An 18,646-nucleotide genomic window follows, 5' to 3' on the forward strand; every position below is an offset into this window, starting at 1 on the left:
TCGTCATGTTGCTCGAAGTGCGTGATCTGCATGTGGAGTTCAGGACCCGGGACGGGGTCGCCAAGGCCGTCAACGGGGTCGACTACGGCGTGGACGCGGGGGAGACCCTTGCCGTGCTCGGGGAGTCCGGGTCGGGGAAGTCCGTCACCGCGCAGGCCGTGATGGGGATTCTCGACATGCCGCCCGGGAGGATCACGGGCGGCGAGATCATCTTCCAGGGGCGGGACCTGCTCGAGCTCAAGGAAGAGGAGCGGCGCAAGGTCCGCGGTGCCGAGATGGCGATGATCTTCCAGGACGCGCTGTCCTCCCTCAACCCCGTGCTCTCCGTCGGCGACCAGCTCGGCGAGATGTTCGTCGTGCACCAGGGGATGTCGAGGAAGGACGCGCGGGGCAGGGCCGTAGAGCTGATGGAGCGGGTGCGGATCCCGGCGGCGAAGGAGCGGGTCAGGGACTACCCGCACCAGTTCTCCGGCGGCATGCGCCAGCGCATCATGATCGCGATGGCCCTCGCCCTGGAGCCGGCCCTCATCATCGCCGACGAGCCCACCACCGCCCTCGACGTCACCGTCCAGGCCCAAGTCATGGATCTGCTCGCCGAGTTGCAGCGCGAGTACAACATGGGGCTCATCCTCATCACCCACGACCTGGGCGTGGTCGCCGACGTCGCCGACCGGATCGCCGTGATGTACGCGGGCCGGATCGTGGAGTCGGCGCCCGTGCACGACATCTACAAGGCGCCCGCACACCCGTACACCAAGGGCCTGCTGGAGTCGATCCCGCGGCTGGACCAGAAGGGCCGGGAGCTCTACGCCATCAAGGGCCTGCCGCCCAACCTCATGAACATCCCGCCCGGTTGCGCCTTCAACCCCCGCTGCCCGATGGCCCAGGACGTGTGCCGCACCGACGTACCGCCGCTGTACGAGGTGGACGAGGACCGGCGCAGCGCCTGCCACTTCTGGAGGGAGTGCCTGAATGACTGAGCCGATTCTGGAGGTCAGCGGGCTGTTCAAGCACTACCCGCTCACCCGGGGCATCGTCTTCAAGAAGCAGGTCGGCGCCGTGAAGGCCGTCGACGGCGTCGACTTCACGCTAGGCAAGGGCGAAACCCTGGGCATCGTCGGCGAGTCCGGCTGCGGCAAGTCGACGGTCGCCAAGATGCTGGTCAACCTGGAGAAGCCGACGGCAGGGCAGATCCACTACAAGGGCGAGGACATGGCCAGGCTCTCGGGCAAGGCCCTGCGCTCCGTCCGCCGCAACGTCCAGATGGTCTTCCAGGACCCGTACACCTCCCTCAACCCCCGTATGACCGTGGGCGACATCATCGGTGAGCCGTACGAGATCCACCCCGAGGTGGCCCCGAAGGGAGACCGGCGCAGGAAGGTCCAGGACCTGCTGGACGTCGTCGGCCTCAACCCCGAGTACATCAACCGCTATCCGCACCAGTTCTCCGGCGGCCAGCGCCAACGCATCGGCATCGCAAGGGGGTTGGCGCTGCGCCCGGAGGTCATCGTCGCCGACGAGCCGGTCTCCGCGCTCGACGTGTCCGTGCAGGCCCAGGTGGTCAACCTGCTCGACCGGCTGCAGAGCGAGTTCGAGCTGTCGTACATCTTCATCGCGCACGACCTGTCGATCGTGCGGCACATCTCGGACCGGGTCGGGGTGATGTACCTGGGCCGGATCGTGGAGATCGGCGGACACGAGGAGATCTACGACCATCCCACGCACCCCTACACCCAGGCGCTGCTGTCGGCCGTCCCCGTGCCCGACCCGGAGGCCCGCGAGCACCGGGAGCGGATCATCCTCTCGGGGGACGTGCCGTCGCCGACCAACATCCCCTCCGGGTGCCGCTTCCGCACCCGCTGCTGGAAGGCGCAGGAGCGGTGCGCGCTGGAGGTGCCGCTGCTCGCGGTCCCGGCCGAGTTCCGGCACACGAGCGGCCCGGCGGCTCATGACTCCGCTTGCCACTTCGCGGAAGAGAAGCAGGTGGTTCCCCCGGAGGGAGAAAGCAACGGACCGGGGTGACATGGCTGCACCCCGGTCCGTTTACGGCACCCGCACGGCCGTACGTTCTTTAGACTGACGCGTCCGTATATCGGGATCGGGTCGGTCAAGTTGCCTGCGTGTTAACGCGGTTGATGCGCATTTGTGTGGCTATGACAGCCCCAGGGAGCGCTTCAGGAAGTCCAGTTGGAGCAGTAGCAGGTTCTCGGCGACCGACTCCTGTGGCGTCATGTGCGTGACGCCGGACAGCGGCAGCACCTCGTGCGGACGGCCGGCGGCCAGCAGGGCCGAGGACAGCCGCAGGGAGTGGGCGACCACCACGTTGTCGTCCGCGAAGCCATGAATGACCATCATCGGGCGGTGCGGCTCGGCCGCGTCCACCAGACCCTCGTCGTCGATCACCGAGTTGCGGCGGTAGACCTCGGGCTGCTTGCCCGGGTGACCGATGTAGCGCTCCTGGTAGTGGGTGTCGTACAGCCGCAGATCCGTGACCGGGGCGCCGACCACGGCCGCGTGGAAGACGTCCGGGCGGCGCAGCGCCGCGAGCGCCGCCAGATAGCCGCCGAAGGACCAGCCGCGGATCGCGACCCGGCCCAGGTCGAGCGGGAAGTCGGCGGCGAGCGCCTGCAGCGCGTCCACCTGGTCCTGAAGGGTCACCGCCGCGACCTCGTCCCGGATCGCCTTCTCCCAGGCGGGGGAGCGGCCCGGTGTACCCCGCCCGTCGGCGACGATCACCGCGAAACCCTGGTCGGCGAACCACTGTGAGATCAGATGCGGATTGTGCGCGGCGACCACCCGCTGGCCGTGCGGACCGCCGTAGGGATCCAGCAGCACGGGCAGCGGCGTCTCGCCGTCGTGATCGCGGGGGAGCAGGACGGCGCACGGGATGCGCCGTGCGCCCCCTTCGGTGAGGATCACGCGCGGGGACATACCGGGATCTTCCGCGTACGAGGCAATGGTCGCCGTCTGCTTGCCGTCGTGCAGCACCTGCACACGGGCGCCCGGCCGGTCCGGGGTGGCGGACACCAGCACGGTCACGCCCCCGGAGCGCACCGCCGAGTGCACGCCGGGTTCCTGCGAGACGCGCTCCAGGCCGAGCTCGTTGACGCGGTAGACGTGTACCTCGCCGGTCTCCGGGGACTCGGCCTCTTCGCCCGCCGACGCGGAGATCAGTACGTCGTGGGCCGAGACGTCCAGTACCGCGCGGACGTGCAACTGCGGTCCGGTCAGCGGGCGTTCACCGACCGCGAGCACCCGCGCGCCGCCCTCGTCGGCGACACGCACGAGCTGCCCGGAAGGACTCCAGCAGGGCACCCCGGGGAAAAGATCAAGCCAAATTGGATCTTCGTCCGCGTGCACGAGCCGGGTCGCGCCCGTCTCGGTCTCGACGGCCAGGTACAGCTGACTGCGCTGGTCGCGCGCCTGTACGAGCAGCAGTGGCGCACCCGCCTCTGACCAGTGCACATGCGCCAGGTACGGGTAGGCCGCCCGGTCCCAGACCACCTCCGTGCGCAGCCCGTCCAGACCGATCACGAACAGTCGTACGTCCGCGTTGTCGGTGCCGGCCGCCGGGTAGGGGACGTGCTGTGGATCACGTTCCGGATGGGCGGGGTCGGAGATCCACCAGCGCTGCACCGGCGTGTCGTCCACGCGCGCGACCAGCAGCCGGTCCGAGGCCGGCGACCACCAGAAGCCACGCGAGCGGCCCATCTCCTCGGCCGCGATGAACTCGGCCAGTCCATAGGTGATGTTGGCCGACTCCGGCTCCGCGAGCGCCCGTTCACCCCCGCCCTCGGCCCCGACGACCCGCAGGGCACCCTGCGCGACGTACGCGACATGGCGGCCGTCGGGAGAGGGGCGCGGGTCGATCACCGGTCCCGGGACCGGGAGTTCACGTGCCGTGCCGGCCCGCAGCTCGGCCGCGAAAAGGCGCCCTGACAAGGCGAAAGACGCCAACTCCACGGCCGCGTCGGTGGCGTAGCCGACGATGCCGGCGCCGCCCTCGCGGCTGCGCTCGCGGCGCGCCCGCTCCTCGGGCGGGAGGTCCTCGGCCACCCCGCCGAGCAGGGCGCGCGGGTCGGCCGCGACGCGCTCCTGGCCGCCGGTCGCATCGAGAACCCACAGGGAACTCGCCCTGTCCGTACCGGAGGTGGAGCGCAGGAACACGACACGGGCACCGTCGGGCGCCACGGTGAACGCGCGCGGCGCGCCGAGCGTGAACCGCTGGGTGCGGGCGTGCCGGCGGGGGAAGGAGTCGGACGTCGTCGTCATGCCCCGACCATATTGGCCATGCGCCCCCTTGTGCGGCCGTGCGCCGATCGATGCGCGCGTACGGATAGTTATGATCACTAGCGCATAGTGGGTATGAACCTGCTGGTCCTTGTTGGTTTGTCTGCAGGGATTCGTTGCCCCTTGGTCCGACCCCCGCGTACTTGGGATCTTTGGAGGTGAGCCGCCGTGGCACTCTCGATTTCGGCGGTGGTGCTGCTGGCGATCATCGTCTTTCTGCTGATCAAGAAGTCAGGGTTGAAGGCCGGCCACGCGATCGTGTGCATGCTGCTCGGCTTCTACCTCGCCTCTTCGACGGTCGCTCCCACCATCAGCGAGCTGACGACGAACATCGCGGGGATGATCGGCAGCATCAAGTTCTGACCCGTCTAGGGTGGGCTCCATGACGGAACCACCCGCCCGGCGTCTGCTGCTGGTGCACGCGCACCCGGACGACGAGTCGATCAACAACGGCGCGACCATGGCCGCGTACGCAGCCGAGGGTGCCCGGGTGACGCTGGTCACGTGCACGCTCGGTGAGCGCGGCGAGGTCATCCCGCCCGAGCTCCAGCACCTGACCGGCACCGCCCTGGGCGAGTACCGGCTCGGCGAGCTCGGCGCCGCCATGCGCGAACTCGGCGTCGAGGACTTCCGTCAGCTCGGCGGCCCGGGCCGCTACCAGGACTCCGGGATGATGGGCATCCCCGACAACGACGACCCGGCCTGCTTCTGGCAGGCCGACGTCGACGAGGCGGCCCGGCACCTCGTCGAGGTGATCCTCGAGGTACGCCCCCAGGTCCTCGTCACCTACGACGACGACGGCGGATACGGCCACCCCGACCACATCCAGGCCCACCGCGTCGCCATGCGCGCCGCCGAACTGGCCGCCGCGGAGGGCTGGGAGATCCCCAAGATCTACTGGAACCGGGTGCCACGCTCCGTCGCCGAGGGTGCCTTCGCCCGGCTCGAGGCGGATCTGCCCGGTCTGTCCGCCGCCCCCTTCGCCGAGTCCGCGGCCGTCGGCGACGTCCCGGGTGTCGTGTCCGACGAGCGCATCACCGCCGAGATCGACGGCACCGCGTACGCCGCCGCCAAGGCCGCAGCGATGCGGGCGCACGCCACGCAACTCTACGTCGCCGAGCCGTACTTCTCGCTCTCCAACAAGCTGGGGCAGCCCCTGTTCACCACCGAGTACTACGAGTTGGTGCGCGGGGAGGGCGGAGCACCGCGGGAGACCGATCTGTTCGCCGGGCTCGACGTCGGCGCCGGCGTGAGGGAGGCGTCATGACCGAGCGTGGCTCCATGCTCGCCCAGCCGCTGCAGCGGCCCCCCGCCGGGCGGACGTTCCTGTACGTCGGCCTGTTCGTGCTCGGCGTGCTCGTCGGCGCCGCCGGTGCGCTGGTGCAGGCCGGCTGGTTCCCGGGCGGGCTGCTGCTCGCGCTCGCGGGCGAGGCCGGGCTGTGCCTCGGCGGCGGACGGGCCGTCGAGAGCCGCGGCGGGGCCATCGCGCCCGCCGCCGGCTGGGTGATCGCGGTCATCCTGCTCACCGCCAGCAGACCCGAGGGGGACTTCCTCTTCGGCGCAGGAGGCGGCTCGTACCTCTTCCTGCTCGGAGGCATGGCCGTCGCTGTGATCTGCGCCACCCTCGGTCAGGGGCGGCAACCAGGCGGCCGTGACGTCCGACTTGGCAAGTGACGTACCACTTCGCCGTTAAGCGCGCGTGCAAGTGCCGTGTGGGTTTCCCCGACGGTCGTGGGATACGCGCCAGAAGTGGCCAGTATGGTGGTGCGCGCCGCCGAGCCGCCCGCGTGTTCAGGTCGTGCGGGCGGCGGAGCCAACCGGGAGAACCTGCCTTGAGTCGTGAAACTGACACTCCGTCCTCCGGGCCCAACGGGCGCGGCCAAGCCGCATACCCGTCGGGCACGCCGCCGTACGGGACCCCCATGGCTTCCGACGCCGGTACGGATGCGGGCCGTTCGGCCGCGCAGCCCGAGGACCGAAAGACCGAGACCACGCTGACCACGCGGATCCGGATCAACATCCCCGGGTCGCGACCCATTCCGCCGGTCGTCGTGCGTACGCCCGTCGCGGACACCGAGAGTCCCGAGGAGACCGGCGAGACCGAGCTTCCGGCACCGGGCGCGACCCAGGCCATGAGCACCGTCGAGCCTCCCGCCGAGCCGACCCCGTCGGCCGAGGAGAAGACCAGCGACTGGTTCGCGCCCCGCAAGTCGGGCCCGGCCAAGGGCGGTCAGGGCGGCGGCACCACCAACGGGGCCGGTCTGCCCGGCGGTTCGGGCGCGGGCGCGCCCACCGGCGGCGCCGGGACGCCCGGCGGTGCGCGTCCCGCCGGTTCCGGCGCGGGTGCTCCCACTGGTGCGCGTCCGGGCACCGGCCGTCCCGGTGGCGTGGTCGGCTCCATGAGCGTGCCCGGTGGCCCCCGGTCCGGCGGGACGAACGGCGCGGGGCTCCCCGGCGCGACCGGCGGCCCGGTGGCCCCCGGCCATGGCGGCGGCACCGGTTCCTTCGACGTCACCGAGGCGCTGGCCGCGGGCCCGCTCGGCGGCGGTTCGCGTCCCGGCGGCGAAGCGCGCCGTGACGAGCTGCCGTACTTCTCGGAGGGCGAGCGCGGCGCACAGAACGGTCAGAACGGGCAGAACGGCCAAGGCGGTTACGGCGGCGCGAGCGGCTTCAACGGGCCGAACGGCCGTGGCGGTCAGGGCGGCGCCCAGGGCCCCGCGGGCCCGACCGGCGGCCCGGTCACCGGAGACGGCCCGCTGGCACCGCCCCTCGGCGGCGGACCCGCCGGACCCGGCGGCCCCTCCGGCATGGGCGGCCCGCACGGCGCCGGCCTCGGCCCCGGCGGCGGTCTCAGCGACGACACCGCGATCCTCACCCCGCAGAAGCCGGCCCCCGAGCCGGGCACGGGCGGCTACCCGGCGCCGGACAACGTCTCCGGGCACACCGTCACCAGCGGCATCCCGGTCGTGCCCCCGGGCGCCGGCTCGCCGTTCGGCCCCGGCACCCACAGCGACGGCCCGCTGCCGCACACGCCGCCGAAGCTGCCGGAGCCGGTCGCGCAGAACGTGCCGTCCTCCTCCGCGCCCAAGAAGAAAAAGAAGGGCCGCAACAAGCTGGTGCTGCTCGGCGGCGGCCTGTTCGTCATCGGCGTCGGTGCCTACGGCGCCGGGCTGCTGATGAACCACTCCGACGTGCCCAAGGGCACCACCGTGCTCGGCGTCGACATCGGCGGCGGCACCCGCGACGACGCCGTGAAGAAGCTCGACGAGGCCTTCGGCGGCAATGTGAACAAGCCGCTGAAGCTGTCCGTCGGCGGCAAGACCGTCACGCTCAAGCCGGACCAGGCGGGGCTGCAGTTCGACGAGCAGGCCACGGTCGCCGCGGCCGCGCACAGCGACTACAACCCGGTCTCCGTCATCGGCTCCCTCTTCGGCAACCACCGTGTCGTCGAACCGGACATGCCCGTCGACACGGAGAAGCTGACCGCTGCCCTGAAGGACACGGCCGGCGGCTCCGGCTCGATGACCGAGGGCACGATCCAGTTCAAGTCCGGCAAGGCCGTCGCCGTCTACGGCAAGGCGGGCAAGGGCATCGACGTCGCCAGGTCGACCGAGGCGGTCATCGAGGCGTACCGCAACCAGGTGGAGGCCGGTTCGACCTCCCCGGTGACGGTCGCGACGACGAACGAGCAGCCGACGATCACCAACGCCGAGGTCGACCGCGAGATGAAGGCCTTCGCGAAGCCCGCGATGTCCGGCCTCGTCACCGTGCAGACCGACGCAGCCCACAGCATCCCGTTCGGTCCCGTGTCACTGCCGAAGATCATCGGCTTCAAGGCCGTCAACGGCAAGCTCGTGGACACCTACGACCTCAAGGCGCTCAAGGAGGCGTACGGCACCACCTTCGACGGTGTGCTGATCACCCGGGGCACCGGGCAGAAGACGGCCGTCACCCCCCAGGACGTCGCCTCCGCGCTGCGCAGGGCTCTGCTGGGCAAGACGACGGCGGAGCGCACCGGAGTCATCGACACCAACCCGAGCTGACCCCCGGGCGGCACCGCCGCCGCGCCGGCGTGACCGCGCGAACGTGTGAAGGCCCGTCCAGGAGGACGGGCCTTCACGGGCTTCACGCGGTCAGGGACGCGTGATGCAGTACAGGGCCACGTAGCCCTTGATGCCCTGGTAGTTGATCCGAGGGCGGCCGAGCCGGTCGACTTCGACTGCCGGATCCGGACGCCCCGCGCCGCACGACATGACATCTGTCATCCGGTACTCCGGACCGCCGACACTGCCGGCCATGCGGCCCCCGCGGCCACGATGGATCACATGACGACGACAGCGGCGACGGCCACCACACCGGTGGTCGGATTCGACCAGGTGAGCAAGACCTACGGGAGCGTACGGGCCGTGGACGGCCTGACGCTCGCGCTGCACCCGGGGGAGACGGTGGCACTCCTGGGGCCCAACGGGGCGGGCAAGTCGACCACCCTCGACCTGCTGCTCGGCCTGAAGCACGCCGACAGCGGCACGGTCCGCGTCTTCGGCACCGGCCCGCGCGAGGCCATCGTCGCCGGGCGGGTCGGCGCCATGCTGCAGAGCGGCGGGCTGATGGACGAGGTGACGGTCGCCGAGCTGGTGAAGCTCGCCTGCGATCTGCACCCCAAGCCGTACAAGGCGAGCGACGTCCTCGCCCGCGCCGGCATCTCGCAGATCGCCGACCGCAAGGTCAACAAGCTCTCCGGCGGCCAGGCCCAGCGCGTCCGCTTCGCCCTCGCGACCGCGGGCGACAGCGACCTGATCGTCCTGGACGAGCCGACCACCGGCATGGACGTCTCCGCCCGCCAGGCCTTCTGGGCCACCATGCGCGAACAGGCCGACCAGGGACGGACGGTGCTGTTCGCCACCCACTACCTGGAGGAGGCGGACGCGATCGCCGACCGGGTGCTGGTGCTGCACCGGGGCCGGCTCCTCGCGGACGGTACGGCGGCCGAGATCAAGGCGAAGGCGGGCGCGCGGCGCGTCTCCTTCGACCTGGAGGGCGCCATCGACGAGGCCCCGCTGCGGGCGCTCCCCTTCCTGACGTCCATCGACATCAGCGGCCAGACCATCCGCATCCAGTCCTCCGACGCCGACGCGACCGTCCACGCCCTCTACGGCCTCGGCATCTACCCCCGCAACCTCGAAGTCGCCGGGCTCGGGCTCGAGCAGGCCTTCGTCGCCATCACCGAGGCCGAGGAGGCCAAGCAGCCATGAACAGCCTGATCAAGCTGGAGCTCGCGCGCGCCCTGCGCAACCGCAAGTTCCTCTTCTTCTCGGTGATCTATCCCTCGGTCATCTTCCTGCTCGCCTCCAGCCAGGGCGGGACCAACGGCAAGGTCGACGGCACCGGTCTGACCGTCGCGGCGTACGTCATGGTCTCCATGGCCTCCTTCGGCGCCCTGACCGCCGTACTGATGGGCAACAGCGAGCGCATCGCCAAGGAGCGGGAGAACGGCTGGGTACGGCAGCTGCGGCTGACCACGCTGCCCGGGCGCGGCTATGTCCTCGCCAAGACCGCCAGCGCAGCCGTGGTGAGCCTGCCGTCCATCGTGGTCGTCTTCCTGGTCGCCGCCGCCGTGAAGGGCGTACGGCTGGATGCCTGGCAGTGGCTCGCGCTCACCGGTGCGATCTGGGCCGGCAGCCTGGTCTTCGCCGCGCTCGGCGTCGCCATCGGCTACCTCGCCTCCGGAGACGCGGTCCGCCCGCTCACGATGATCGTCTACTTCGGCCTGTCCATCCTCGGCGGCCTGTGGTTCCCGTCCACCAGCTTCCCGCAGTGGCTCCAGGACATCGCGAAGTGGCTGCCCACGCACGCGTACGCTGCCCTCGGGCGGGCGATCGAACAGAGCCAGGCCCCGCACGCCCAGGACATCGCCATCCTCGCCGTCTTCTTCGTCCTGTTCGCGGGCGGCGCGGCCTGGCTGTACCGGAAGGACACGCTGAAGGCGTGAGCATCATGAGGGAAGACCCCGCGCCCGAAGAGGCCCGCGTGCAGCGTCTGATCCGCATCGGGGAGCCGCCCCGCAACCGCGCCGAGGCCTGGCGCAAGCTGGTGTGGATCCTGCCCTGGCTGGTCTTCCTCAGCTCCCCGCTGAACGACCTGGTCTCGGGCCACCACACGGCCGCCGCCACCGCGGCCGGCTGGGCGGGACTCCTCTTCTTCGTCGGGACCTACCTGGCGGTGGTCTTCCGCAACATGGGAAGGCCGTTCGCCGGCCGGATCGTGGTGGTCCTGGTCGCCGGTCTCACCGCGCTCGCCATCATCCTGCCCCTGACGCTCGGCGCCCCCTGGCTCGGTCTTTTCGTGTACGTCTCCGTCGTCTGCGGCGTGACTCTCCCGCTGCGGATCGCGTACTGGGCGATCCCGCTGAACACGGTCGCGTTGATCCTCGTGGGAATCCGCGCCGGGGAGGAGACCGCCTGGAGCCTGTTCCTCCTGGTGCTGCTGCTCGGCTTCTCGATGACGGGCGTGAAGCAACTGGTGCGCACGACCGTCGAGTTGCGCAAGGCCCGGGCGACGGTCGCCCAACTGGCCGCGAACGAGGAGCGCCTGCGCCTGGCCAGGGACCTGCACGACCTCCTCGGCCACTCCCTCTCCCTGATCACGCTGAAGAGCGAGCTGGCGGGCCGGATGCTCCCCGACCACCCCGACAAGGCGGCCCAGCAGGTCGCCGACATCGAACAGGTCAGCCGCCAGGCCCTGGTCGACGTCCGCGAGGCCGTCACCGGCTACCGCCGCCCGCGCCTGTCCGCCGAACTGGCGGGCGCCCAGGTCGCGTTGACGGCGGCCGGCGTCACCGCCGACGTACCCGACGAACCGGACCTCGCCCACGTCCCCGAGGAGAGCGAGTCGGCGCTCGCCTGGGCGCTGCGCGAGGCGGTCACCAACGTCGTACGGCACAGCGGCGCCGGGCGCTGCACGGTGGAGGTGCTCAAGCGGCAGACCCTCGACGGCCAGGTGCTCGAACTCTCCGTCGAGGACAACGGCTCGGGCGGCTCCGGCAAGGGTCCCGGCAACGGCCTGACCGGCCTCACCGAACGCCTGGAGAAGGCGGGCGGCACCCTCGAGGCGAGCCGTACCAAGCACGGTTTCCGCCTGGTCGCCCGTGTGCCCGCCGGTACCTCACCGGCCGTAGGATCCGGGGCATGAGCCCTACGATCAAGGTGCTGCTCGCCGAGGACCAGTCGATGGTCCGCGAGGCGCTGGCCGCGCTCCTCGGCCTCGAGGACGACATCGAGGTCGTCGCCCAAGTGGCGCGCGGCGACGAGGTGTTGGCGGCCGTGCGCGAGCACGACGTGGACGTGGCCCTGCTCGACATCGAGATGCCGGGCTGCACCGGAATCGAGGCGGCGGCCCGGGTCCACAAGGCCCACCCGGCGGTGAAGCTGGTCGTCCTCACCACCTTCGGCCGCCCCGGCTACCTCCGCAGCGCCATGGAGGCGGGCGCCGCCGCCTTCCTGGTCAAGGACGCGCCGGCTGCTCAACTGGCGGAGGCGGTACGCAAGGTGCTCGCGGGGGAGCGGGTCATCGACCCGACCCTGGCGGCAGCGGCACTGGCCGAAGGCGCCAACCCCCTCACCGACCGCGAACGCGAGGTCCTGCGCGCGGCGGCCGACGGCTCGACGAACGCGGAATTGGCAAAGACCCTGCACCTGTCCCAGGGCACGGTCCGCAATTACCTCTCGACGGCGATCCAGAAACTGGCGGTACGAAACAGGGCCGAAGCGGTGCGGATTGCCAGAGAAAAGGGCTGGCTCTGAAATGCGCAGGCGTGCCTAGTTGAGCATTGCCCTTGCCGACTGCGCCTGTCGTCGTACCCGCTGTGCCGCGGGTTCGTCCACCGCCGCCACCACATCGGCGTACGCCTCGAGCTCTGCCGCCCCGCTGAGGAATTCCCCCCGCTGCACCAACAGTTGAGCCCTCTCGTAACGCAGCCGCGCCGGATGCGAAGGCAGCAGCAGTGACAACTCCACCGCCCACAACCCCACATCGGAGCGCTCGGGCCGGGCGGCGGCCCACGCGCGGATGTTGTTGAGGATGCGCAGGACCACGTCCAGCGGATCCGCCGGCGTCAGCATCGACGGATCCAGCGGCGCCCCGGTCGCCCCCGCCACCAGCAGCTCCGCGTCGCCCCCGTTGAGCACCCGCCCTCCGTCGAACGGATCAACGAGCACCTGCCGCTCCTGGGGACCGAACCCGACCACGAAATGCCCGGGCAGCGCGACCCCGTACACCGGCGCCCCCGCCCGCCGCGCGACCTCCATCCACACCACCGACAGCAGGATCGGCAGCCCGCGCCGCCGCCGCAGCACCTCGTGCAGCAGCGACGACTCCAGGCGCTGGTAGTCGGCGGGGGAGCCGCGGAACCCGTCCCGCACGCCGAGCAGGTGGTGCAGCGCCGTCGCCCAGGCCATCGGGCCGCCCGGCCGGAACGGCAGCTGCCCCGCCAGCCGGTCCAGCTCCATCTGCGCGGCGTCCATGCCCGCCTCGTCCAGCCCCCCGTCCGCCTCCGCGCCCACCAGCAGGCACAGCATGGACAGGTCGGGCCGCTCGGACCGCGCCTCCTCGGCGAACCGCCGCCGCAGCTCGGCGGACCGCTCGGGCGATGGGGGATACGGGGGACGCATAGCAGGCTCGTGCCCTCTCACGGCGATCGGTACTACTGGCCGCTGCCGGGAGCCGCCGGTTCCCGGTAGTGGTGGTACGCGTGGTGCGCGGCGAAACCCATCCCGGCATACAGCGCCCGCGCCCCCGCGTTGTCGTCCTCGACCTGGAGCCAGGCCGCCGAGGCACCCTCGTCCAGCGCCCGCCGGGCCAGCGCCGCCATCACGGTGGTGGCAAGGCCCTGCCGCCGCAGCTCCGGGTCCACCTCGACCGCGGCGAAGGAGGCCCACCGCCCGTCCACGACACACCGCCCGATCGCCGCAGGCGCCTGCTCCCCGGGAACCGTCGCGAACCACACCGAGGGCCCGCTCCCCAGCACCTTCAGCGCCACCTCGCTCACCCCCTTGCGCTGGTACCGCGAAAGCCACGCCTCGTCCGCCTCCCGGGACAGCACGACATCCGCGCCCTCCGCCCGGTCGGCGACCGGAGCCAGCGGCCCGATCCACAGCTCGGCGGTCACCTCACGCACCCACCCGCGCCGCTCCAGCTCCGCGCACAGCAGCTCCTGCGTGCCCTCGGCGCCGGTCGCGGTCTGGACGTACGCGGGCAGCCCACGCTCGCCGTACCAGTGCCGTACGACGTCCAGCGCCTCGTCGAGCGGCAGGCCGGGGTCGCCGAGCGGCAGCACGGAGTTGGCCCGCCGCGTGAACCCGGAGGCCGCCCGCAGCTCCCACTCGCCCAGCCGCTCGCTCTCCACCGGCCGCCACGCGCGCGAGGTGACGTGCGCGAGCTCCTCGTACGAGGCGGCGGGACCCCTGCGGCGGGCCGGTGCGGAGGGCACGACCTTCCCCGCGACCAGCGCCGATTCCGGAATTCGGACGCTCTCGCCGCCCTTCCGTGTGATCAGCAGCACACCGTCGTCCCATGATGTGAGAACACCCACCGTGTCGGTGAACTTCTCTTCCGGGACTCCACCTTCGATCAAGCGCCGTACGGAGACTCGTTTCCCCACGTCAGCAGCGGTGATACGAACCTCGAGACGTCCGCCGGCCGAGATTTCCACAGGTCAGTTCACCCCTCCTGTTCGGATCATGCCCAAGAACGGAGATACTAGGGGCGGGCATCGACGACGCCGCGCTCCCGCGCGCCAGGCGGCGGAGCCTGAGGAGGCCCGCCGGCGCCCAATCGAGGAGGAACGACAGCGTGACCTACGTCATCGCGCAGCCTTGTGTCGACGTCAAGGACAAGGCGTGCATCGAAGAGTGCCCGGTCGACTGCATCTACGAGGGCCAGCGGTCCTTGTACATCCACCCGGACGAATGCGTCGACTGTGGTGCCTGTGAGCCGGTATGCCCGGTCGAGGCGATCTTCTACGAGGACGACACTCCGGAGGAGTGGAAGGACTACTACAAGGCGAACGTCGAGTTCTTCGACGAGCTCGGCTCCCCCGGCGGCGCCAGCAAGCTGGGCCTCATCGAGCGGGACCACCCCTTCATCGCCGCGCTGCCGCCGCAGGCCGAGTAATCACGCAAGCGGCCCGCACAGCGTGCCGCCTCGGTCCCGTACGGCCGGATCACCATGATCGCCGTACGGGACCGAGGCGTTTGCCGTACGACCTGAAAGTGAGCGACAGTCCCGTGTCCGCAGTCTCCGACCGCCTGCCCACCTTCCCCTGGGACAAGCTGGAGCCGTACAAGAAAACGGCCGCCGCGCACCCGGACGGCATCGTCGACCTCTCCGTCGGCACCCCGGTCGACCCGGTCCCCGACCTGATCCAGAAGGCCCTGATCGACGCGGCGGACTCCCCGGGCTACCCGACGGTCTGGGGCACCCCGGCACTGCGCGACGCGATCACCGGCTGGGTCGAGCGCCGGCTCGGCGCCCGCGAGGTCACCCACCGGCACGTCCTGCCGATCGTCGGCTCCAAGGAACTGGTCGCCTGGCTCCCCACCCAGCTGGGCCTCGGCCCCGGCGACAAGGTCGCGTACCCGCGCCTGGCCTACCCGACGTACGAGGTCGGCGCCCGCCTGGCCCGCGCGGACTACGAGGCCTACGACGACCCCACGCAGCTGGACCCGACGAACCTGAAGCTTCTCTGGCTCAACTCGCCGTCGAACCCGACCGGCAAGGTGCTGGGCAAGGAGGAGCTCACGCGGATCGTCGCCTGGGCACGCGAGCACGGCGTCCTCGTCTTCTCCGACGAGTGCTACCTGGAGCTGGGCTGGGAGGCGGACCCGGTCTCGGTCCTGCACCCGGACGTCAACGGCGGCTCGTACGACGGCATCGTCTCCGTCCACTCGTTGTCGAAGCGCTCGAACCTGGCGGGCTACCGCGCGGCCTTCCTGGCCGGCGACCCGGCCGTCCTCGGCCCCCTGCTGGAGATCCGCAAGCACGGCGGCATGATGACGTCGGCGCCCACCCAGGCGGCCGTGGTGGCGGCCCTGGGCGACGACACCCACGTCCGCGAGCAGCGGGAACGGTACGCGGCCCGCCGCAGGGCCCTGCGCGAGGCGCTCCTCGGCCACGGCTTCCGCATCGAGCACAGCGAGGCCAGCCTCTACCTGTGGGCGACGCTCGACGAGTCCTGCTGGGACACGGTGGCCCACCTCGCCGAGCTCGGCATCCTGGTCGCGCCGGGCGATTTCTACGGCCCCGCGGGCGAGAAGTTCGTACGGGTCGCACTGACGGCGACGGACGAGCGGGTGCGGGCGGCCGTGGCGCGCCTGTAGCCGCCGTACACGCGAAAAGAGGGCCCGGGACGCGTTGTCCCGGGCCCTTACTCGTTCAGGGTGCTCAGCCGGTGATCGGCAGGCCCGTCTTGACCGGCAGGGTCGCGGCCGGCGGCAGGGCGGCGCCCTTGGTCAGAGAGTCCGTCGCCAGACCGCCCTTGGTCGCCGACTTCGTGGTGGCGCCGACGAGGGTCCCGACGGTGCCCGCCGCTTCCCCGGCGGCCCGCTGCGCCGTCGGACCGGCCTTCTTCGCGACCTTGCCACCGGTCTTGCCCGCGGTCGGAACCGCCTTCTTGACCGCCTTGCTGCCGGCGTCGCCCGCGAGCCCGGTGACGTTCTGCGCCGCACCGTCGACGGTGTTGCCGACGCTCGCCCCGTCCAGGGCGGTCACGCCACCGACGTTCGGAGTGGCGGGCAGTTCGGGGGCCGCGCTCGCGGAGCCGGCCGCACCGACCCCGGCAGCCGCTCCCGCTGCGACGAGCAGCGCGGCACGGGCGATCCGACGGGTCAGGGGGAGAGACATGATGCTCCTTCGACTGAATGCTTGGTCGTCCGGGCTCGGACGCAGTAACTACCGCTCGAAGGCTGCGAAGGTTGCGGCGCCCAAACGTAAAGAGTTGGCAATGCGTCGCATTATCGGCTGCGGATAAAAACGGGCAAAGAGTGCCCGTTCTGAAAGTCTGCGGAATCCTTACAGCCCTTTGGTGCCAAGGGTTTTGACGGATGTTGGGGTGACGCCGCGAAAACCTGCCCCCGTTGTGGACCGTGCGGGACCGGTGTAACCCGCACGGGTTACCGCCCGCACTACTGCCCAGTGACAATTCGGACGGCGTCCGCGTCCTTCTCCGCCCCGGAGGTCCCCTGCGCGCCGGTCGTGCGCCACTGGCTGTCGGTGTTCCCGGCGGTCCACTCCCGGCCGCCGTAGGAGACGCGTTCGATGTGCAGGGCCGAGGAGTTGGCCACGGCCCAGTGCGCGAGCTGCCAGCCGCGCTGCCGGACGCTGCGGCCCTTGGCGACGCCCTTGCCGACGGGGACGGGGAGCGTGACGGTGCGCGAGCCCGCCTGCGTGCTCACGGTCGGGGACGGCGTCGGCTTCGACCCGGCGCTCACCTCGGCGCCGGCCGGCTGCAGCGCGTCCCGCCCGAAGTCCCGTACGAGCGCGGCCCGTACGGCGTCCGGGCCCGCCGCCTGCGTCGTGGTGGCGTCGACGCGGCCCTGGCAGGTCAGCGTGGCCGGCGAGTTCCCGGTGAGGGCGGCGGCCAGCAGGACCGCGTCCGGCTCGTGCTTGGCGTACGCCTCCGGGAAGCCGCTGCGCTGCACGCGCTGCGCGGCGACGGTGAGGGGCAGCTTCGTGTAGCCCTTCACCTTGGTCAGGTGCTCGTAGAAGATGCCCGCCGCGTACGTCGGATCCAGGATCTGCTTCTTCGTGCCCCAGCCCTGCGAGGGCCGCTGCTGGAACAGGCCGAGCGAGTCGCGGTCGCCGTGCCTGATGTTGCGCAGCCCGGACTCCTGGATCGAGGTCGCCAGCGCGATGGCCACCGCCCGCTCGGGCATGCCGCGCCCGGTCCCGACGGCGGCGATCGTGGCCGCGTTCACGGCCTGCTCGGGCGTGAACTCGTACGCCTCCTGGTCGGCCTTGCCCGAGACGACCTTGCAGCCCGGTTTGCCGGTGCCTCCGGTGACGTACTGCACCACGAGGTAGCCCGCGAGGGCGAGCAGGACGAAGAAGGCCGCCCCGGCACGGAAGAGGCGGCCACGACGCTTGAGGGTGGGTGACGGCTCTGGCACGCCGTACAAGGTAGCGGAGGGCGCTGTGGTGCCCGGGGTGGGTGTGGACAGTGGGCCGAGGGCTTGGCGGGTTAGGGTCGACGGCATGGCCGACACCCCGCTTGACCTCGCTCTGGACGCCGCCCGGCTCACCGCGCAGCTCGTCGACTTCCCTTCGGAGAGCGGCACCGAGAAGCCCCTCGCCGACGCGATCGAGGGCGCCCTGCGCGCCCTGCCGCATCTGACGGTCGAGCGGTACGGCAACAACGTGATCGCCCGCACGGACCTCGGCCGGCCGGAGCGGGTCATCCTGGCCGGGCACATCGACACCGTCCCGATCGCGGGGAACCTCCCGTCGAGGCTGGACGAGGACGGCGTCCTGTGGGGCTGCGGCACCTGCGACATGAAGGCGGGCGTGGCGGTACAGCTGCGCATCGCGGCCACGGTCCCGGCCCCCAACCGCGACCTGACCTTCGTCTTCTACGACAACGAAGAGGTGGCCGCCGAGCTCAACGGCCTCAAGCACGTGGCCGAGGCACACCCCGAGTGGCTGGAGGGCGACTTCGCGGTGCTGCTGGAGCCGTCCGACGGCGAGGTGGAGGGCGGCTGCCAGGGCACGCTGCGGGTGCTGCTGAAGACCAAGGGGGAGCGGGCCCACTCGGCGCGCAGCTGGATGGGCGCCAACGCGATCCACGCGGCCGCCCCGATCCTCGCGCGCCTCGCCTCGTACGAACCGCGCTACCCGGTGATCGACGGCCTGGAGTACCGCGAGGGCCTGAACGCGGTGGGCATCTCGGGCGGGGTGGCCGGCAACGTCATCCCCGACGAGTGCGTGGTGACCGTCAACTTCCGCTATGCGCCCGACCGCACGGAGGAGGAGGCGATCGCCCACGTCAGGGAGGTCTTCGCGGACTGCGGGGTGGAGGAGTTCGTGGTCGACGACCACAGCGGCGGCGCGCTGCCGGGCCTCTCCCACCCTGCCGCGGCGGCCTTCATCGAGGCGGTGGGCGGCACCCCGCAGCCGAAGTACGGCTGGACGGACGTGAGCCGCTTCTCCTCCCTCGGCATCCCGGCGGTCAACTACGGCCCGGGGAACCCACACTTGGCGCACAAGCGGGACGAAAGGGTCGAAACGGTCAGGATCCTTGCGGGTGAGGAGCGCCTGCGCAACTGGCTGACACGCTGAGGTCCCTCGTCCGTAACCCGCGTAGATCTAC

19 protein-coding genes are annotated in these 18,646 nt (G+C 71.2%); 13 read left to right on the top strand and 6 right to left on the bottom strand.

Annotated elements, in window-relative coordinates:
* Positions 1-5: 5 nt before the first annotated feature.
* Positions 6-980: an ABC transporter ATP-binding protein gene (locus ACFY1L_RS10240; RefSeq protein WP_388820971.1), complete on the top strand. Its 975-nt coding sequence runs from the start codon at positions 6-8 to the stop codon at positions 978-980.
* Positions 973-2,022: an ABC transporter ATP-binding protein gene (locus ACFY1L_RS10245; protein WP_388820974.1), complete on the top strand. Its 1,050-nt coding sequence runs from the start codon at positions 973-975 to the stop codon at positions 2,020-2,022. Before ACFY1L_RS10240 ends, ACFY1L_RS10245 begins: the two co-directional genes overlap by 8 nt.
* 129 nt (positions 2,023-2,151) lie before the next feature.
* Here ACFY1L_RS10245 and ACFY1L_RS10250 read toward each other — a convergent pair whose 3' ends face one another.
* Positions 2,152-4,272 (bottom strand): prolyl oligopeptidase family serine peptidase, encoded by a 2,121-nt coding sequence (locus tag ACFY1L_RS10250; protein WP_388820977.1) that lies wholly within the window; start codon positions 4,270-4,272, stop codon positions 2,152-2,154.
* A gap of 186 nt (positions 4,273-4,458) precedes the next feature.
* Between ACFY1L_RS10250 and ACFY1L_RS10255 the strand changes: the two genes are divergently transcribed.
* The 4 genes from ACFY1L_RS10255 to ACFY1L_RS10270 all read left to right on the top strand — a co-directional run bounded on the left by ACFY1L_RS10255 (position 4,459) and on the right by ACFY1L_RS10270 (position 8,333).
* Positions 4,459-4,653, top strand: a complete 195-nt coding sequence (locus ACFY1L_RS10255; protein ID WP_003992731.1) for a hypothetical protein — start codon at positions 4,459-4,461, stop codon at positions 4,651-4,653.
* 19 nt (positions 4,654-4,672) lie between these two features.
* Positions 4,673-5,557: an N-acetyl-1-D-myo-inositol-2-amino-2-deoxy-alpha-D-glucopyranoside deacetylase gene (gene mshB, locus ACFY1L_RS10260; RefSeq protein WP_388820980.1), complete on the top strand. Its 885-nt coding sequence runs from the start codon at positions 4,673-4,675 to the stop codon at positions 5,555-5,557.
* Positions 5,554-5,964, top strand: coding sequence for a DUF6113 family protein (locus tag ACFY1L_RS10265; protein WP_388820983.1), 411 nt, complete (start codon positions 5,554-5,556; stop codon positions 5,962-5,964). The genes mshB and ACFY1L_RS10265 overlap by 4 nt, the downstream gene beginning before the upstream one ends.
* Positions 5,965-6,122: 158 nt before the next feature.
* Complete coding sequence (locus ACFY1L_RS10270) at positions 6,123-8,333, top strand: hypothetical protein (protein WP_388820986.1); 2,211 nt, start codon at positions 6,123-6,125, stop codon at positions 8,331-8,333.
* 90 nt (positions 8,334-8,423) lie between these two features.
* Here the strand turns inward: ACFY1L_RS10270 and ACFY1L_RS10275 are convergent, their stop codons facing one another.
* Positions 8,424-8,555 (bottom strand): hypothetical protein, encoded by a 132-nt coding sequence (locus ACFY1L_RS10275; protein ID WP_388820989.1) that lies wholly within the window; start codon positions 8,553-8,555, stop codon positions 8,424-8,426.
* A gap of 60 nt (positions 8,556-8,615) precedes the next feature.
* Between ACFY1L_RS10275 and ACFY1L_RS10280 the strand changes: the two genes are divergently transcribed.
* From ACFY1L_RS10280 to ACFY1L_RS10295, 4 genes are read left to right on the top strand one after another with little or no spacing between them, the layout of a single operon-like run.
* Entirely contained in the window at positions 8,616-9,542 is a 927-nt protein-coding gene (locus ACFY1L_RS10280) for an ABC transporter ATP-binding protein (protein WP_388820992.1), read from the top strand.
* Entirely contained in the window at positions 9,539-10,279 is a 741-nt protein-coding gene (locus tag ACFY1L_RS10285; protein WP_388820995.1) for an ABC transporter permease, read from the top strand. The genes ACFY1L_RS10280 and ACFY1L_RS10285 overlap by 4 nt, the downstream gene beginning before the upstream one ends.
* A gap of 5 nt (positions 10,280-10,284) precedes the next feature.
* Positions 10,285-11,478: a sensor histidine kinase gene (locus tag ACFY1L_RS10290; protein WP_388821189.1), complete on the top strand. Its 1,194-nt coding sequence runs from the start codon at positions 10,285-10,287 to the stop codon at positions 11,476-11,478.
* The gene (locus ACFY1L_RS10295; RefSeq protein WP_388820998.1) at positions 11,475-12,089 is read left to right on the top strand and encodes a response regulator transcription factor; all 615 of its coding nucleotides are present in this window, start codon (positions 11,475-11,477) and stop codon (positions 12,087-12,089) included. Before ACFY1L_RS10290 ends, ACFY1L_RS10295 begins: the two co-directional genes overlap by 4 nt.
* Positions 12,090-12,104: 15 nt before the next feature.
* Here ACFY1L_RS10295 and ACFY1L_RS10300 read toward each other — a convergent pair whose 3' ends face one another.
* Both ACFY1L_RS10300 and ACFY1L_RS10305 read right to left on the bottom strand, forming a co-directional pair.
* On the bottom strand, positions 12,105-12,956 hold the full coding sequence (locus ACFY1L_RS10300; protein ID WP_388821000.1) for a tetratricopeptide repeat protein: 852 nt from the start codon (positions 12,954-12,956) through the stop codon (positions 12,105-12,107).
* 32 nt (positions 12,957-12,988) lie between these two features.
* The gene (locus ACFY1L_RS10305) at positions 12,989-13,996 is read right to left on the bottom strand and encodes a GNAT family N-acetyltransferase (RefSeq protein ID WP_388821001.1); all 1,008 of its coding nucleotides are present in this window, start codon (positions 13,994-13,996) and stop codon (positions 12,989-12,991) included.
* A 140-nt stretch (positions 13,997-14,136) separates the two neighbouring features.
* Between ACFY1L_RS10305 and fdxA the strand changes: the two genes are divergently transcribed.
* Together fdxA and ACFY1L_RS10315 are read left to right on the top strand one after the other, a co-directional pair.
* Positions 14,137-14,457, top strand: a complete 321-nt coding sequence (gene fdxA / locus ACFY1L_RS10310; RefSeq protein WP_030929316.1) for a ferredoxin — start codon at positions 14,137-14,139, stop codon at positions 14,455-14,457.
* A 113-nt stretch (positions 14,458-14,570) separates the two neighbouring features.
* Positions 14,571-15,662, top strand: a complete 1,092-nt coding sequence (locus ACFY1L_RS10315) for a bifunctional succinyldiaminopimelate transaminase/glutamate-prephenate aminotransferase (RefSeq protein ID WP_388821192.1) — start codon at positions 14,571-14,573, stop codon at positions 15,660-15,662.
* Between the two features lie 64 nt (positions 15,663-15,726).
* Here the strand turns inward: ACFY1L_RS10315 and ACFY1L_RS10320 are convergent, their stop codons facing one another.
* Together ACFY1L_RS10320 and ACFY1L_RS10325 are read right to left on the bottom strand one after the other, a co-directional pair.
* Positions 15,727-16,185 (bottom strand): ATP-binding protein, encoded by a 459-nt coding sequence (locus ACFY1L_RS10320; protein WP_388821004.1) that lies wholly within the window; start codon positions 16,183-16,185, stop codon positions 15,727-15,729.
* 281 nt (positions 16,186-16,466) lie between these two features.
* Positions 16,467-17,450: a heavy metal transporter gene (locus tag ACFY1L_RS10325; RefSeq protein ID WP_388821007.1), complete on the bottom strand. Its 984-nt coding sequence runs from the start codon at positions 17,448-17,450 to the stop codon at positions 16,467-16,469.
* An 85-nt stretch (positions 17,451-17,535) separates the two neighbouring features.
* Between ACFY1L_RS10325 and dapE the strand changes: the two genes are divergently transcribed.
* Complete coding sequence (dapE, locus tag ACFY1L_RS10330; RefSeq protein ID WP_388821010.1) at positions 17,536-18,615, top strand: succinyl-diaminopimelate desuccinylase; 1,080 nt, start codon at positions 17,536-17,538, stop codon at positions 18,613-18,615.
* Positions 18,616-18,646: the final 31 nt, after the last annotated feature.

This window comes from Streptomyces sp. NPDC001663, from assembly GCF_042893105.1.
GTDB lineage: Bacteria > Actinomycetota > Actinomycetes > Streptomycetales > Streptomycetaceae > Streptomyces.